Source organism: Cellulomonas sp. NPDC057328 (assembly GCF_042667215.1).
GTDB lineage: Bacteria > Actinomycetota > Actinomycetes > Actinomycetales > Cellulomonadaceae > Cellulomonas.
The window spans coordinates 1-13,477 of record NZ_JBHUZW010000003.1; the positions used below are offsets into that span (position 1 = coordinate 1).

Annotated in this window: 12 protein-coding genes; 11 read left to right on the top strand and 1 reads right to left on the bottom strand. The window is 76.1% G+C overall.

From position 1 onward, the window contains the following. Positions 1–30 precede the first annotated feature (30 nt). Positions 31–2,199, bottom strand: coding sequence for a transketolase (gene tkt, locus ACFUMH_RS01180; protein ID WP_378199086.1), 2,169 nt, complete (start codon positions 2,197–2,199; stop codon positions 31–33). Between the two features lie 506 nt (positions 2,200–2,705). Between tkt and ACFUMH_RS01185 the strand changes: the two genes are divergently transcribed. The 11 genes from ACFUMH_RS01185 to ACFUMH_RS01235 all read left to right on the top strand — a co-directional run bounded on the left by ACFUMH_RS01185 (position 2,706) and on the right by ACFUMH_RS01235 (position 13,451). Further along, positions 2,706–3,599, top strand: a complete 894-nt coding sequence (locus ACFUMH_RS01185; RefSeq protein WP_378199270.1) for a heme o synthase — start codon at positions 2,706–2,708, stop codon at positions 3,597–3,599. A gap of 10 nt (positions 3,600–3,609) precedes the next feature. Beyond that, the gene (locus ACFUMH_RS01190) at positions 3,610–4,551 is read left to right on the top strand and encodes a site-specific tyrosine recombinase XerD (protein ID WP_378199089.1); all 942 of its coding nucleotides are present in this window, start codon (positions 3,610–3,612) and stop codon (positions 4,549–4,551) included. 113 nt (positions 4,552–4,664) lie between these two features. Beyond that, the gene (locus ACFUMH_RS01195; protein ID WP_378199092.1) at positions 4,665–5,528 is read left to right on the top strand and encodes a ParA family protein; all 864 of its coding nucleotides are present in this window, start codon (positions 4,665–4,667) and stop codon (positions 5,526–5,528) included. After that, a complete protein-coding gene (locus tag ACFUMH_RS01200; protein WP_378199095.1) occupies positions 5,512–6,567 on the top strand; it encodes a segregation and condensation protein A in 1,056 nt (351 codons plus the stop codon). The genes ACFUMH_RS01195 and ACFUMH_RS01200 overlap by 17 nt, the downstream gene beginning before the upstream one ends. Continuing rightward, entirely contained in the window at positions 6,564–7,271 is a 708-nt protein-coding gene (locus tag ACFUMH_RS01205; protein WP_378199098.1) for an SMC-Scp complex subunit ScpB, read from the top strand. The genes ACFUMH_RS01200 and ACFUMH_RS01205 overlap by 4 nt, the downstream gene beginning before the upstream one ends. Beyond that, positions 7,268–8,182, top strand: a complete 915-nt coding sequence (locus ACFUMH_RS01210; RefSeq protein ID WP_378199101.1) for a pseudouridine synthase — start codon at positions 7,268–7,270, stop codon at positions 8,180–8,182. The genes ACFUMH_RS01205 and ACFUMH_RS01210 overlap by 4 nt, the downstream gene beginning before the upstream one ends. Continuing rightward, positions 8,179–9,288, top strand: coding sequence for a prephenate dehydrogenase (locus ACFUMH_RS01215; protein WP_378199105.1), 1,110 nt, complete (start codon positions 8,179–8,181; stop codon positions 9,286–9,288). The genes ACFUMH_RS01210 and ACFUMH_RS01215 overlap by 4 nt, the downstream gene beginning before the upstream one ends. Further along, positions 9,285–9,986, top strand: coding sequence for a (d)CMP kinase (cmk, locus tag ACFUMH_RS01220; protein ID WP_378199108.1), 702 nt, complete (start codon positions 9,285–9,287; stop codon positions 9,984–9,986). Before ACFUMH_RS01215 ends, cmk begins: the two co-directional genes overlap by 4 nt. Beyond that, complete coding sequence (locus ACFUMH_RS01225) at positions 9,983–10,672, top strand: lysophospholipid acyltransferase family protein (RefSeq protein ID WP_378199111.1); 690 nt, start codon at positions 9,983–9,985, stop codon at positions 10,670–10,672. Before cmk ends, ACFUMH_RS01225 begins: the two co-directional genes overlap by 4 nt. Before the next feature lie 77 nt (positions 10,673–10,749). After that, positions 10,750–12,282 carry a ribosome biogenesis GTPase Der gene (gene der / locus ACFUMH_RS01230; RefSeq protein WP_378199114.1) on the top strand — a complete coding sequence of 511 codons (1,533 nt, stop codon included), beginning with the start codon at positions 10,750–10,752 and terminating at the stop codon, positions 12,280–12,282. After that, the gene (locus ACFUMH_RS01235) at positions 12,279–13,451 is read left to right on the top strand and encodes a hypothetical protein (RefSeq protein WP_378199117.1); all 1,173 of its coding nucleotides are present in this window, start codon (positions 12,279–12,281) and stop codon (positions 13,449–13,451) included. Before der ends, ACFUMH_RS01235 begins: the two co-directional genes overlap by 4 nt. The last annotated feature ends 26 nt before the right edge of the window (positions 13,452–13,477 follow it).

Consider the following 13,477-nt stretch of genomic DNA (forward strand, 5'->3'; position numbering starts at 1 on the left):
GGTCCGGGACGGCCCGCCACGCCGGGTGGGTCAGGCGGGCAGGTCGCCCGTGCCGGACTGGTTGGACGCCCCGGCGGTGTCGCCCGGGCCCTGGTCGCCGCGGGCGGCCGCGAGCGACTCGTGCGCGGCGGCCACGACGGCCTCCGACGTCAGCCCGAACTCCCGGTAGAGCGTCTGGTAGTCCGCCGAGGCGCCGTAGTGCTCGAGCGAGACGCTGCGGCCGGCGTCGCCGACGATCTTGTGCCACGAGAGCGCGATGCCCGCCTCGACCGAGACGCGTGCGCGCACGCCGGACGGCAGCACCGACTCGCGGTACTCCTCGTCCTGCTCGGCGAACCACTCGAGGCAGGGCGCCGAGACGACGCGCGTGGCGACGCCGGCCTCCTCGAGGGTGGTGCGCGCCTCGACGGCGAGCTGCACCTCGGAGCCGGTCGCGATCAGCACCACGTCGGGCGTGCCGCTCGAGGCCTCGAGGAGCACGTACGCGCCGCGGGCCACGCCGTCGGCCGACGCGAAGCCCTCCTCGCCGCGCGGGAACGTCGGCACGTTCTGCCGCGTGAGCACGAGCGCGACGGGGCCGTCGGTGCGCTCGAGCGACGCCTTCCACGCCTGCGCGGTCTCGTTGGCGTCCGCGGGGCGGACGACGGCGAGGCCGGGGATGGCGCGGACGGCGGTGAGGTGCTCGACCGGCTGGTGCGTCGGGCCGTCCTCGCCGAGGCCGATGGAGTCGTGCGTCCACACGTAGGTGACGTTCACGCCCATGAGCGCCGCGAGGCGCACGGACCCGCGCATGTAGTCGGAGAACGTGAAGAACGTGCCGCCGTACGGACGCGTGAGGCCGTGCAGGCGGATGCCCGACAGGATGGCGCCCATCGCGTGCTCGCGGATGCCGAAGTGCAGCGTGCGGCCGTACTGGTCGCCGGCGAACTCGTGCGTCGAGCGCTTGGCCGGGATGAAGGACGGCTCGCCCTTCATCGTCGTGTTGTTCGAGCCGGCGAGGTCGGCGGAGCCGCCCCACAGCTCGGGCAGCACGGGGGCGAGGGCCGCGAGGACCTCGCCCGAGGCGGCACGCGTCGCGACGGCCTTGCCGGCCGGGAACGTCGGCAGGGCGTCGGCCCAGCCCTCGGGCAGCTCGTCGGCGCGGAGGCGGTCGAGGAGGGCCTTGCGCTCGGGGTTCGCCGCGGCCCACGCGTCGAACGTCTCCTGCCAGCCGGCGCGCTCCTGCTTCGCCCGGTCGGCGAGCGCGCGCGTGTGGGCGATGACCTCGGCGTCGACGTCGAACGACTTCTCGGGGTCGAAGCCGAGCAGCTCCTTGAGGCCGCGCACGGCGTCGCCGCCGAGCTTGGAGCCGTGCGAGGAGTGGTCGTCCGTCTTGCCCGGCGTCGGCCACGCGATGAGCGTGCGGACGCGGATGAACGACGGCTTGTCGGTGACGGCCTTCGCCGCCTCGATCGCCGCGTGCAGCGCGTCGACGTCCTCGCGGTACTCGCCGCCCGCGGTCCAGTCGACCGACTGCACGTGCCAGCCGTACGCCTCGTAGCGCGCGACGACGTCCTCGGTGAACGCGATCTCGGTGTCGCCCTCGATGGAGATGTGGTTGTCGTCCCACAGCACCACGAGGTTGCCGAGCTCCTGCGTGCCGGCGAGCGAGCTCGCCTCGCTCGTCACGCCCTCCTGCAGGTCGCCGTCGGAGGCGATGACGTACACGTGGTGGTCGAACGGGCTCTGGCCCGGCGCCGCGTCGGGGTCGAGCAGGCCGCGCTCGCGACGGGCCGCCATGGCGAGGCCGACGGCCGACGCCAGGCCCTGCCCGAGGGGCCCCGTGGTGATCTCGACGCCCGCCGTGTGGCGGTACTCGGGGTGGCCCGGTGTCTTCGAGCCCCACGTGCGCAGCGCCGCGAGGTCCTCGAGCTCGAGGCCGAAGCCGCCGAGGTAGAGCTGGATGTACTGCGTCAGGCTGGAGTGCCCGGCGGACAGGACGAACCTGTCCCGGCCCAGCCAGTGGGGGTCGGTCGGGTCGTGCCGCAGGACGTCGTGGTAGAGCAGGTACGCCACGGGGGCGAGGCTGATCGCCGTGCCCGGGTGGCCGTTGCCGACCTTCTCCACCGCGTCGGCGGCGAGGACACGCACGGTGTCCACCGCACGCAGGTCCAGATCCGACCAGCCCACGGTCGAGGCCAGGGGAGCCTTCGCGTTCACCACACCTCATTCCCGCCCCGCGCGAGCGGGACGTCGCTGTCGAGCGTCACCCGGGCGCCGGCCAGGGGGGCCGCGTCCCGGGGTGCGGCCCGTCACGTCGTCGGACGGGCTCGTGCTCGTCGAGCCTATAGCGGACCGCGCGGGCCGCGCGCTGAGGGTCCATCTCGTGGGAAAGCGCTTGCCCGCACGCCCGGGTCCCGTGTGCGACGCATCTCACGCCCGGCCCGGGGGACCCGTTCGTGGCCGGTCGCCCGTCGCGAGGCGGCGGGGCCGTAGCATGACGGTGACCGTGCCCGCCCGCTCATGAACGGACACCCCTGCGCGTGCGCCCCTCCAGCCCGTCCCTCGACGCGATCCCCGTCGTCGCCCCCGCCGGGCACGCCGGAGCCGCCGAGCGGGTGCCGGCCGGGGCCGAGCCGGGAGCGGTGTCCCTGCACGAGCGGGTGGCGCCGGACGCGGCGGGCCACGACGCACCGCGCACGGTCGGCGGGCCGCCGCCGCGCGGCGTGCTCGCCCGGCTCCGCTGGACGGTCGGGCCGTACGTCGCGCTGACGAAGCCGCGCGTCATCGAGCTGCTGCTCGTCACGACGATCCCCACGATGTTCCTCGCCGCGGGCGGCTTCCCGCCCCTGGGCCTCGTCGTGGCGACGCTCGTGGGCGGGGCCGGCGCGGCGGGCGCCGCCAACACCCTGAACCAGTACCTCGACCGCGACATCGACGCGGTGATGAACCGCACCCGCCGGCGCCCGATCGTCACGGGGCGCGTGACGCCCCGGGCCGCGCTCGTCTTCGGCGCCGTGCTCGGCGTCGTGTCGCTCGCGTGGCTGTGGCTCGCCGTCAACCCGGCGTCCGCCCTCTTCACGGGCGCGGCCATCGCGATCTACGTGGTCGGCTACACGATGATCCTCAAGCGCCGCACGCCGCAGAACATCGTGTGGGGCGGCGCCGCCGGTTGCATGCCCGTCGTCATCGGCTGGTCGGCCGTCACCGGCGGCGTCTCGTGGTCGGCGCTGCTGCTGTTCGGCGTCGTCTTCTTCTGGACGCCCCCGCACTACTGGCCGCTGTCGATGAAGTTCCGCCGCGACTACGCCGCCGCGGGCGTCCCGATGCTCCCCGTCGTCGCCGCCGACACCCGCGTGGCGTGGGAGATGATCGCGTACACCGTCGCGATGATCGCCTGCTCGCTGCTCCTCGTGCCGGTCGCCGGCATGACGTGGGTGTACGCCGTGGTCGCCGCCGCGCTGGGCGCGTGGTTCCTGTGGTCCTGCGTCTCGCTGCTGCGGCGCGCGCAGGACCCGCAGCGCGGTCCGCTCAAGGCGATGTCGGTGTTTCACGGCTCGATCACGTACCTGACGCTGCTGTCGGTCGCGATCGCCGTGGACGTCTTCCTCCCGCTGTGATCGACGGGCCGTGGCCGGCGACGACGCGCTGACCGCCGCCCTCGAGGGCTACCTGGCGCACCTGACCGTGGAGCGCGGGCTGGCGCCACACACCCTCGCGGCGTACCGGCGCGACCTCACGCGGTACGTCGAGCACCTGCGCGCGACCGGCCGCACGGCGCCCGGCGACGTCACCGAGCGGGACGTCGAGGACTACGTGCTCGTCCTGCGCTCGGGGTCCGACGGGCGTGCCGCGCTGTCGCCCGCGTCGGCGGCGCGCAGCGTCGTCGCGCTGCGTGGCTGGCACCGCTTCCTCGCGCTCGACGGTCTCGCCGCGACGGACGCCGCCGCCCAGGTGCGCCCGCCGGCGCAGCCGAAGCGGCTGCCCAAGGCCATCTCCGTCGAGGCCGTGGGGCGGCTCATCGACGCGGCCGGCCTGGGCGACGGGCCCGTCCCGCTGCGCGACCGCGCCCTGCTCGAGCTCGTGTACTCCACCGGTGCGCGCATCTCCGAGGCGGTCGGGCTCGACGTCGACGACCTCGACCTCACGCCCGACCGTGCGTCGGTGCGGCTGCTCGGCAAGGGGTCGAAGGAGCGCGTCGTCCCGGTCGGCTCGTTCGCCGCCGAGGCGGTCGAGGCGTACCTGGTGCGGGCGCGGCCGGCGCTCGCCGCGGGCGGGCACGGCACGGCCGCGGTCTTCCTCAACACGCGGGGCGCCCGGCTGAGCCGGCAGTCCGCGTGGGCGGTCCTGCGCACGGCGGCGGAGCGGGCCGGGCTGGAGGGCGCCGACCACGTGTCGCCGCACACCCTGCGGCACTCGTTCGCGACGCACCTGCTCGCGGGCGGCGCCGACGTCCGCGTGGTCCAGGAGCTGCTCGGGCACGCGTCGGTGACGACGACGCAGGTCTACACGCTCGTCACGCCCGACACGCTGCGGGAGGTCTACGCGGCCAGCCACCCGCGGGCGCGGTGACGTCCGCCACGCGCCCGCGCGTGCACGGAGGGTCGTCGCGGCGGGTGCACGCCGCTCCGGTAGGTTGTCCCGCGAGGTGAGCCCGGACCGGGCCCGGGGAGCGAGGTGCGCCGATGAGCCAGGAGACGACCGAGCAGCAGCTCGACGCCGTGGGGCGTCCGCTGCCCGACTTCCCCGTCCCGGCGCCGCTCGCGTCGCACGGGCCGGCGCGCGTCATCGCCATGTGCAACCAGAAGGGCGGCGTCGGCAAGACGACGACGACCATCAACCTGGCCGCGGCGCTCGCCGAGTACGGCCGCCGGGTCCTCATCGTCGACTTCGACCCGCAGGGCGCCGCGTCCGTCGGGCTCGGCATCAGCCCCCACGAGCTCGACCGGACCGTCTACAACCTGCTCATGGAGCGGGACGCCGACATCCACGCGATGATCCGGCCGACGTCCGTCGACGGGCTCGACCTGCTGCCGGCCAACATCGACCTGTCGGCGGCCGAGGTGCAGCTGGTGGGCGAGGTGGCGCGCGAGTCGGTCCTGAGCCGGGTCCTGCGGCCGGTGCTCGACGACTACGACGTCGTCCTCGTCGACTGCCAGCCGTCGCTGGGCCTGCTGACGGTCAACGCGCTCACCGCCGCGCACGGCGTCCTCATCCCGCTCGAGTGCGAGTTCTTCGCGCTCCGCGGCGTCGCGCTGCTCGTCGAGACGATCGAGAAGGTGCGCGACCGGCTGAACCCGCGGCTCGAGGTCGACGGCATCCTCGCGACGATGTACGACGCGCGGACGCTGCACGCGCGCGAGGTCGTCGCCCGCGTCCACGAGGCGTTCGGCGGCACGCTGCTGCACACGGTCATCGGCCGGACGGTGAAGTTCCCCGACGCGACGGTCGCCGCCGAGCCGATCACGGTCTACGCGCCGACGCACGCGGGTGCGACGGCGTACCGCCAGCTCGCGCGCGAGCTCGTGGCGCGTGGCGACGCCGCCTGACGGCGCGGCCGTCACGGACCAACGGGCGCCGGCCGGCGCGGTGACCGCCGACGCCCAGGTCGCCGCGTCGCCCGCGGGGACGCACGGCTTCGAGGTGCACCTCGACGTCTTCAGCGGCCCGTTCGACCTGCTGCTGGGGCTCATCGCCAAGCACAAGCTCGACATCACCGAGATCGCGCTCGCGCAGGTCACCGACGAGTTCATCGCGCACATCCGCACGGCGCAGCGGGCCGCCGACGCGGGCGGGCGCGGCTGGGACCTGTCGCAGGCCAGCGAGTTCCTCGTCGTCGCCGCGACGCTGCTCGACCTCAAGGCCGCGCGGCTGCTGCCGTCGGCCCAGGTCGAGGACGCGGAGGACCTCGAGCTGCTCGAGGCGCGGGACCTGCTGTTCGCGCGGTTGCTGCAGTACCGCGCCTACAAGGTCGTCGCCGCCGACCTGGGCACCCGGCTCGAGGCCGAGGCGCGCCGGTTCGGACGCTCCGTGCAGCTCGAGCCGCAGTTCGCGGCGCTCCTGCCCGAGCTCGTGTGGCAGATGGGCCCGGACCGGCTGGCCGAGCTGGCGGCGCGCGCGCTCGCGCCGAAGCCGCCCCCGCCCGCCGTCGACATCAGCCACCTGCACGCGCCGGCCGTGAGCGTGCGGGAGCAGGCCGCCGTGCTCGTCGACCGCCTGCGGCACCAGGGCGCGACGACGTTCCGCACGCTCACCGCGGACGCGGACGAGCCGGTCGTCGTGGTCGTGCGGTTCCTGGCGCTGCTCGAGCTGTTCCGCGAGGGCGCGGTGGCGTTCGACCAGGTCGCGCCGCTGGGCGAGCTGACGGTGCGCTGGACGGGCAGCGCCGAGGGTGACGTCGAGGTCTCCGACGACTTCGACCGGGCGGCGGGCGAGGTGCCCGACGAGGCACCCGCGGCCGCGGTGACCGAGCAGGACGTGGTGGCGCTGGGGGGCGCGGTGCCCGCCGACGGAGCGCCCGCCGACGGGGCGCCCGCCGACGGGGCGCCCGCCGACGAAGCGACCGCCGACGAGGAGGACGAGGGATGAGCGAGGACGACACGGCGCCCGTCGAGGGGCCCATCGGGACGCCCGTCGCGGCGCCCGGCGGCGTCGCCGACCCGCCGGTGGCGGGGGCCGACGACCCCGAGGCGCTGGCGTTCGACGTCGACGCGCTGCCCGGCGGCGCGCTCGCCGCGCTCGAGGCCGTGCTCATGGTCGCGGACGAGCCGATCCCCGCGGTGCGGCTCGCGACGGCGCTCGCGCTGCCGACGGACCGCGTCGAGGCGCTGCTCGCGGAGCTGGCGGCGGAGTACCGCGGCGAGCACGGCGGGCGGGTGCGCGGGTTCGAGCTGCGGCACGCCGGCGCGGGGTGGCGGATCTACTCGGCGGCGGCGTACGGCGACGTCGTCGGCCGCTTCGTCGTCGACGGCCAGACGGCGCGGCTGACGCAGGCGGCGCTCGAGACGCTCGCGGTCGTCGCGTACCGGCAGCCGGTGACGCGCGGCCAGGTCTCGGCGGTGCGCGGCGTCAACGTGGACGGCGTCATGCGGACCCTCACGGCCCGCGGGCTGGTCGCCGAGGTGGGCACCGAGCCGACGAGCGGTGCGGTGCTCTACGGGACCACGGGATACTTCTTGGAGCGGATGGGCCTGTCGGACCTCGACGAGCTGCCCCCGCTGGCGCCGTACCTGCCCGACATCGAGGGGCTGGACGGCGTCGACACGGCTGAGCTGAGGGAGAGCACACGATGAGTGGCGGAGGTCGCGGGCACCGCGGACGCGCAGGAGCGCCTGCGGGCGCGGGCGGAGGCGGCGCGCGGGGCGGCCGCGGCGGACAGGGCGGCGGGCGTCCCGGCGGCGGCCGCGGCGGTGCGGCCGGCGGCGGTCCGCGGCGCCCGCAGCGGCGCCCGGCACCGGACCCGGTCGACGTGCACGACCCGGAGGGCGTGCGCCTGCAGAAGGTGCTCGCGTCGGCCGGCCTGGGCTCGCGCCGCGCGTGCGAGGAGCTGATCGCCGCCGGGCGCGTGACCGTGGACGACCAGGTCGTCGTCGAGCTCGGGGTGCGCGTGGACCCGGAGAAGGCGGTGATCCACGTCGACGGCATGCGCGTCCAGCTGGACACGAGCCGGGTGACGCTCGCGCTGAACAAGCCGCAGGGCGTCGTCTCGACGATGCACGACCCGGAGGGGCGGCCGACCGTCGCGCAGTTCATCCAGAACCGCGAGGAGCGGCTGTTCCACGTCGGCCGGCTCGACGCGGACAGCGAGGGGCTGCTGCTGCTGACCAACGACGGCGAGCTGGCGAACCGGCTGTCGCACCCGTCGCACGGCGTGCTGAAGACGTACCTGGTCGACGTCGAGGGCCGCGTGCCGGCGTCCCTCGAGCGGAGGCTGCGGGCGGGCGTCGAGCTGGAGGACGGCACGGTGTCGGTCGACGGGTTCAAGATCGTCCAGACGACGCCGCAGGCCAGCCTCGTGGAGGTCGTCCTGCACGAGGGCCGCAACCGCGTCGTGCGACGGCTGTTCGACGAGGTGGGGCACCCGGTGACCCGGCTCGTGCGCACGCGCATCGGCCCCATCCGCCTCGGCGACCTGCGCCCGGGCCGCACCCGCGTGCTCTCGCGCACGGAGGTGGGGTCGCTCATGACGTCGGTGGGCATGTGAGCGTCGCCACGACCGGCCCGGTGCGCGTCGTCGGCACGGGCCTGCTCGGCACGTCGGTCGGGCTCGCGCTGACGCGGCACGGGGTGCCGGTGCAGCTCGCCGACCCGTCCCGCACCGCGCTCGCGCTCGCGCGGGACGTGGGCGCGGGGCAGCCGGCGGCCGCCGACGACCCCGAGCCTGCGCTCGTCGTCGTCGCGGCGCCGCCCGACGTGACGGCCGACGCCGTGCGGGACGCGCTGGCCGCGCACCCGGACGCCGTCGTGACGGACGTCGCGAGCGTCAAGGGCTACGTCCTGACGGAGCTGCGCGCCGCCGGTGCGGACCTCACGCGCTACGTCGGGTCGCACCCGATGGCGGGGCGCGAGCGGTCGGGGCCGTCGGCGGCGGTGCCGGACCTCTTCCTCGGGCGGCCGTGGGTGATCGCCGACTCGGGCGCGTCGTCGGACGCGGCCCTGCTCGCGGTGCGGCACCTCGCGGTCGACCTCGGCGCCGTGCCGGTGGGCATGGACGCGCACGCGCACGACGCGGCCGTGGCCGCCGTCTCGCACGTGCCGCAGATCGCCTCGAGCCTCGTCGCCGCGCGCCTGCGCGGGCTCGACGACGCGGCGCTCGGGCTCGCCGGGCAGGGCCTGCGGGACGTCACGCGCCTCGCCGCGTCCGACCCGGCGCTGTGGACGTCGATCCTCGCGGCCAACGCGGACGCGGTCCGCGACGTGCTCGTCGGGCTGCGCGAGGACCTCGACGTGCTGCTCGGGGCGCTCGAGCTCGCGGCCCGCGCGGACGGTCCGGAGCACGTCGAGCTCGGCGCGCTGGCGGCGATCGCCCGCGCCGTCGCCGACGGCAACGCGGGCGTGGCGCGCGTGCCGGGCAAGCACGGCGGCGCGACCAAGCAGTACGCCGAGGTCACCGTGCTGGTGCCGGACCGGCCCGGCGAGCTGGCCCGGCTCATGGGCGACGTCGGCGCGGCGGGCGTGAACATCGAGGACCTGCGCCTCGAGCACGCGGCCGGTCGGCCGGTGGGCATGACGGCGATCGCGGTGCTGCCCGCGCGCGCCGAGCACCTGGAGACCGAGCTGACCGCTCGGGGTTGGAGGCTGGTGAGGTGAGCACCGTCGTGGCGGTGGACGGGCCCTCGGGGTCCGGCAAGTCGAGCGTGTCCAAGGAGGTGGCGCGCCGCCTCGGCCTCGCGTACCTCGACACGGGCGCGATGTACCGCGCGGCGACGTGGTGGTGCCTCGACCGGGAGGTGCCGCTCACGGACGGCGCCGCGGTCGCGGACGCGGTGCGCGGGCTGCCGCTCGACATGGGCGTCGACCCGGACGACCCGACGGTGCGGGTGGGCGGGACCGACGTCACGTCGGCGATCCGCGAGACGCGCATCTCGGCGGCGGTGAGCGCGGTCGCGACGAACCTCGACGCGCGCGCCGAGCTCGGGCGGCGCCAGCGCGCAGCCATCGACGACGAGCGCACGGGCGGCTGGTCGGCGGGGCGCGGCGTCGTCGCCGAGGGGCGGGACATCACGACCGTCGTCGCCCCGGACGCGGACGTGCGCGTGCTGCTGACCGCCAGCGAGGAGGCCCGCCTGGCCCGGCGCGCCCGTGAGGTCCACGGCACGGACGACGCCGCAGCGGTCGCCGCGACGCGCGACCAGGTGGTGCGCCGCGACGCCGACGACTCGACCGTGGTGCAGTTCCAGGTCGCCGCCGACGGGGTCGTCACCGTGGACTCCTCGCACCTCGACCTGCCGGGAACCGTGCAGGCGGTGCTCGACGTCGTCGAGCGCACGCTCGCCGCGCGCCCGTGACGGGCGCGCGCGACGTCGCCGGGGCGCCGACCGGCGTGCCCGGGTGGGCGCTGGCCATCGGCCGGACGCTCGCCCACGGCGTGTGGGACACGGACGTCGTGGGCGCGGACCGCGTGCCCGCCGACGGCGCGGTGCTGATCGCCGCGAACCACGTCTCGGTCGTCGACGGGCCGCTGCTCGTCGGCGCCGCGCCCCGGCCGCTGCACGTCCTGGTGAAGCAGGAGATGTTCCGCGGGCCGGTGGGGCGCGTGCTGCGCGGCGCCGGGCAGATCCCGGTCGACCGCGAGATGGGCCGTCCGGCGCTGCAGAGCGGCCTGGCCGTGCTGCGCCGCGGCGGTGCCGTCGGGATCTTCCCCGAGGGCAACCGCGGGCGCGGGTCCGTCGAGGACGCCCGCGCGGGCATCGCGTGGCTCTCGGTGCACGCGGGTGCGCCGGTCGTGCCGGCGGCGATCCTCGGCACGCGCCGGACGGGGGAGTCGCTCGGGCACCTGCCCGGGCTGCGGCGCCGGTTCGTCGTCGAGTTCGGCGAGCCGCTCGACCTCACGGCCGACGGCGGCAGCCGCCGGGAGGCGATCGCGCTCGGCGCGCAGCGTGTGCGGACCGCGCTGGCGGCGCTCGTGGCGGGCGCGTCGGCACGCACGGGCGTCCCGCTGCCCGACGACGACCCGCGGCGGCCGACGGCCTGAGGCGCGTCGGACCCGCGGCGACGCGGCGCCCGGCCGTCGTGTCGGTGCGCACGGCCCGGACGGGGGAGAATGGGCGCATGACCCAGCCGGACCCTGCCCTGCCCGCGCCCGCCGCCGAGCCCGACGACGCCGCGACCGCGGACGAGCTCGCCGGTGCCGGCCTCGAGGAGACCGAGGACGAGGCGGCGCGCGAGCGCGCGCTGCGCGCCGGCCTCGAGGAGTACGACCTCGCCGACGAGGACCTCGCGCTCCTCGAGGGCGGCGACGAGGGCGACCTGGACGACGGCGCACCGGCGGCCCTGCCCGTGCTCGCCGTCGTCGGCCGCCCGAACGTCGGCAAGTCGACGCTCGTCAACCGCATCCTGGGCCGCCGCGAGGCCGTCGTCGAGGACAACCCCGGCGTGACGCGCGACCGCGTGAGCTACCCGGCCGAGTGGTCGGGCCGGCGGTTCACGCTCGTGGACACCGGTGGCTGGGAGGTCGACGTCGCGGGCATCGACGCGCGCGTCGCGCAGCAGGCCGAGGTCGCCATCGAGCTCGCCGACGCCGTCCTGTTCGTCGTCGACGCCACGGTCGGCTCCACGGACACCGACGAGCAGGTCGTCCGGCTGCTGCGCCGGTCCGGCAAGCCGGTGGTCCTCGTCGCGAACAAGGTCGACGGCCCGGCGGTCGAGGCGGACGCCGCGACCCTGTGGAGCCTGGGGCTCGGCGAGCCGCACCCGATCTCCGCGCTGCACGGCCGTGGCACGGGCGACCTGCTCGACGCCGCGATGGACGCACTGCCGACCGAGTCGGCGCACGGCGTCGCGCTGCCCGACGGCCCGCGCCGCGTGGCGCTCGTCGGCCGGCCCAACGTCGGCAAGTCGTCGCTGCTCAACAAGGTCGTCGGCTCGGAGCGTGTCGTCGTCGACGACACCGCCGGCACGACCCGCGACCCGGTCGACGAGCTCGTGGCGCTCGGCGGCAAGCCGTGGGTCTTCGTCGACACCGCCGGCATCCGGCGCCGCGTGCACCAGACGTCCGGCGCGGACTTCTACGCGTCGCTGCGCACCCAGGCCGCGATCGAGAAGGCCGAGGTCGCCGTCGTGCTCGTCGACGCGTCCGCGCCGATGACCGAGCAGGACATCCGCATCGTCCAGCAGGTCATCGACGCCGGCCGCGCGCTCGTCGTCGCGTACAACAAGTGGGACCTCATGGACGAGGACCGCCGCCCGTACCTCGAGCGCGAGATCGAGCAGCAGCTCGTGCAGGTGCAGTGGGCGCCGCGCGTCAACGTCTCGGCCCGCACCGGCTGGCACACCGACCGCCTCGTGCCGGCGCTCGAGCGGTCGCTCGACTCGTGGGACACCCGCATCCCGACCGGGCGGCTCAACGCGTTCCTCGGCGAGCTCGTCGCCGCGCACCCGCACCCGCTGCGCGGCGGCAAGCAGCCGCGCATCCTGTTCGCGACGCAGGCGTCCACGCGCCCGCCGCGGTTCGTCATCTTCGCCACCGGGTTCCTCGAGCCGCCCTACCGCCGGTTCATCGAGCGGCGCCTGCGCGAGACGTTCGGCTTCGAGGGCTCGCCGATCTCGATCTCGGTGCGCGTGCGGGAGAAGCGGCGGCGATGAGCGTGCGCGACGGCGGGTCGACCGCGCGGGAGGCGACGGTCCACCTCCTGCTGCGGCTCGGCCTGCCGCGCGACCCGCGCGCGACCCGGCACCTCGGCACGTTCCTCGCCGTCACGGCGACGACCGTGCTGGTCACCCGGGCGCTGCTCGCCGCGACGGGCTACCCGCAGCTGGGCGGCGACGGCCTGCACGTCGCGCACGTGCTCTGGGGCGGCCTGCTGATGGCGGTCGCGTTCCTCCTGCTCCTGTCGTTCCTCGGGCCCGTGCTGCGGCCGATCGGCGCGGTCGTCGGCGGCATCGGGTTCGGGTTGTTCGTGGACGAGGTCGGCAAGTTCGTCACCGACGACAACGACTACTTCTACGAGCCGACCGCGGCGATCATCTACGCCACCGTCGTCGCGCTGGGGCTCGTGGTCGAGGCGCTCCACGGACGTCGGCCGCGGGACCCGCGCGAGGCGCTCGCCGGGGCCCTCGACGACGCGGTCGCCGGCGTGGCCGGCGGGTTCACGCCCGACGCGCGCGGCCGCGCGTGGCGACGGCTCGAGGAGGCCGGGGACGTCCCGGGCGCCGCCGAGACGGCCGCCCTGCTCCGAGCGGTGCCGGAGGACCACGAGGAGCTGCCCGACCCCGTCGCCGCGGTCGCCCGGGGGGCGGTCCGAGCGCTGCACGTGCTCGTGCGCGCGCGGTTCGTGCCGTGGGTGGCCGTCGTGCTGCTCGTCGGCACGGCCGTCGTCACGGTCACGCGCGGGCTGCTCGGCTGGGGCGAGCTCGGCGGGCTGTGGTGGGTCGCGGCCGGTGCCGTGCTGAGCGGAGCCATCGGCGTCACGTTCGCCGTCGTGGGGCTGCTGCGGGTCGGGCGCGACGCGATCGACGGGTACCGCTGGTTCCGGCGCTCGGTGCTCGTCAGCCTGCTGGTGACGCAGTTCTTCCTCTTCCGGCTCTCGGAGTGGGACGCGAGCTGGGGTCTGCTCGTCGACCTGCTGGTGCTCGGCCTGGTCAGCGCGGAGCTCGCAGTGCTGCGGCGGGCGGCGGAGGAGCGCGGTGCGGCGACGGAGACGGGGGCGCCCGCGACCCCCGACGGGGCGCCGCAGGACGGACACGTGCGCGGCGCGCGCGGCGCCGACACGGCCACCCGGGCGCGTTCGGAGCAGCCCCGACGGGTGCGGTAGAGTTCTCGACGGCCCTCACGGGGGCC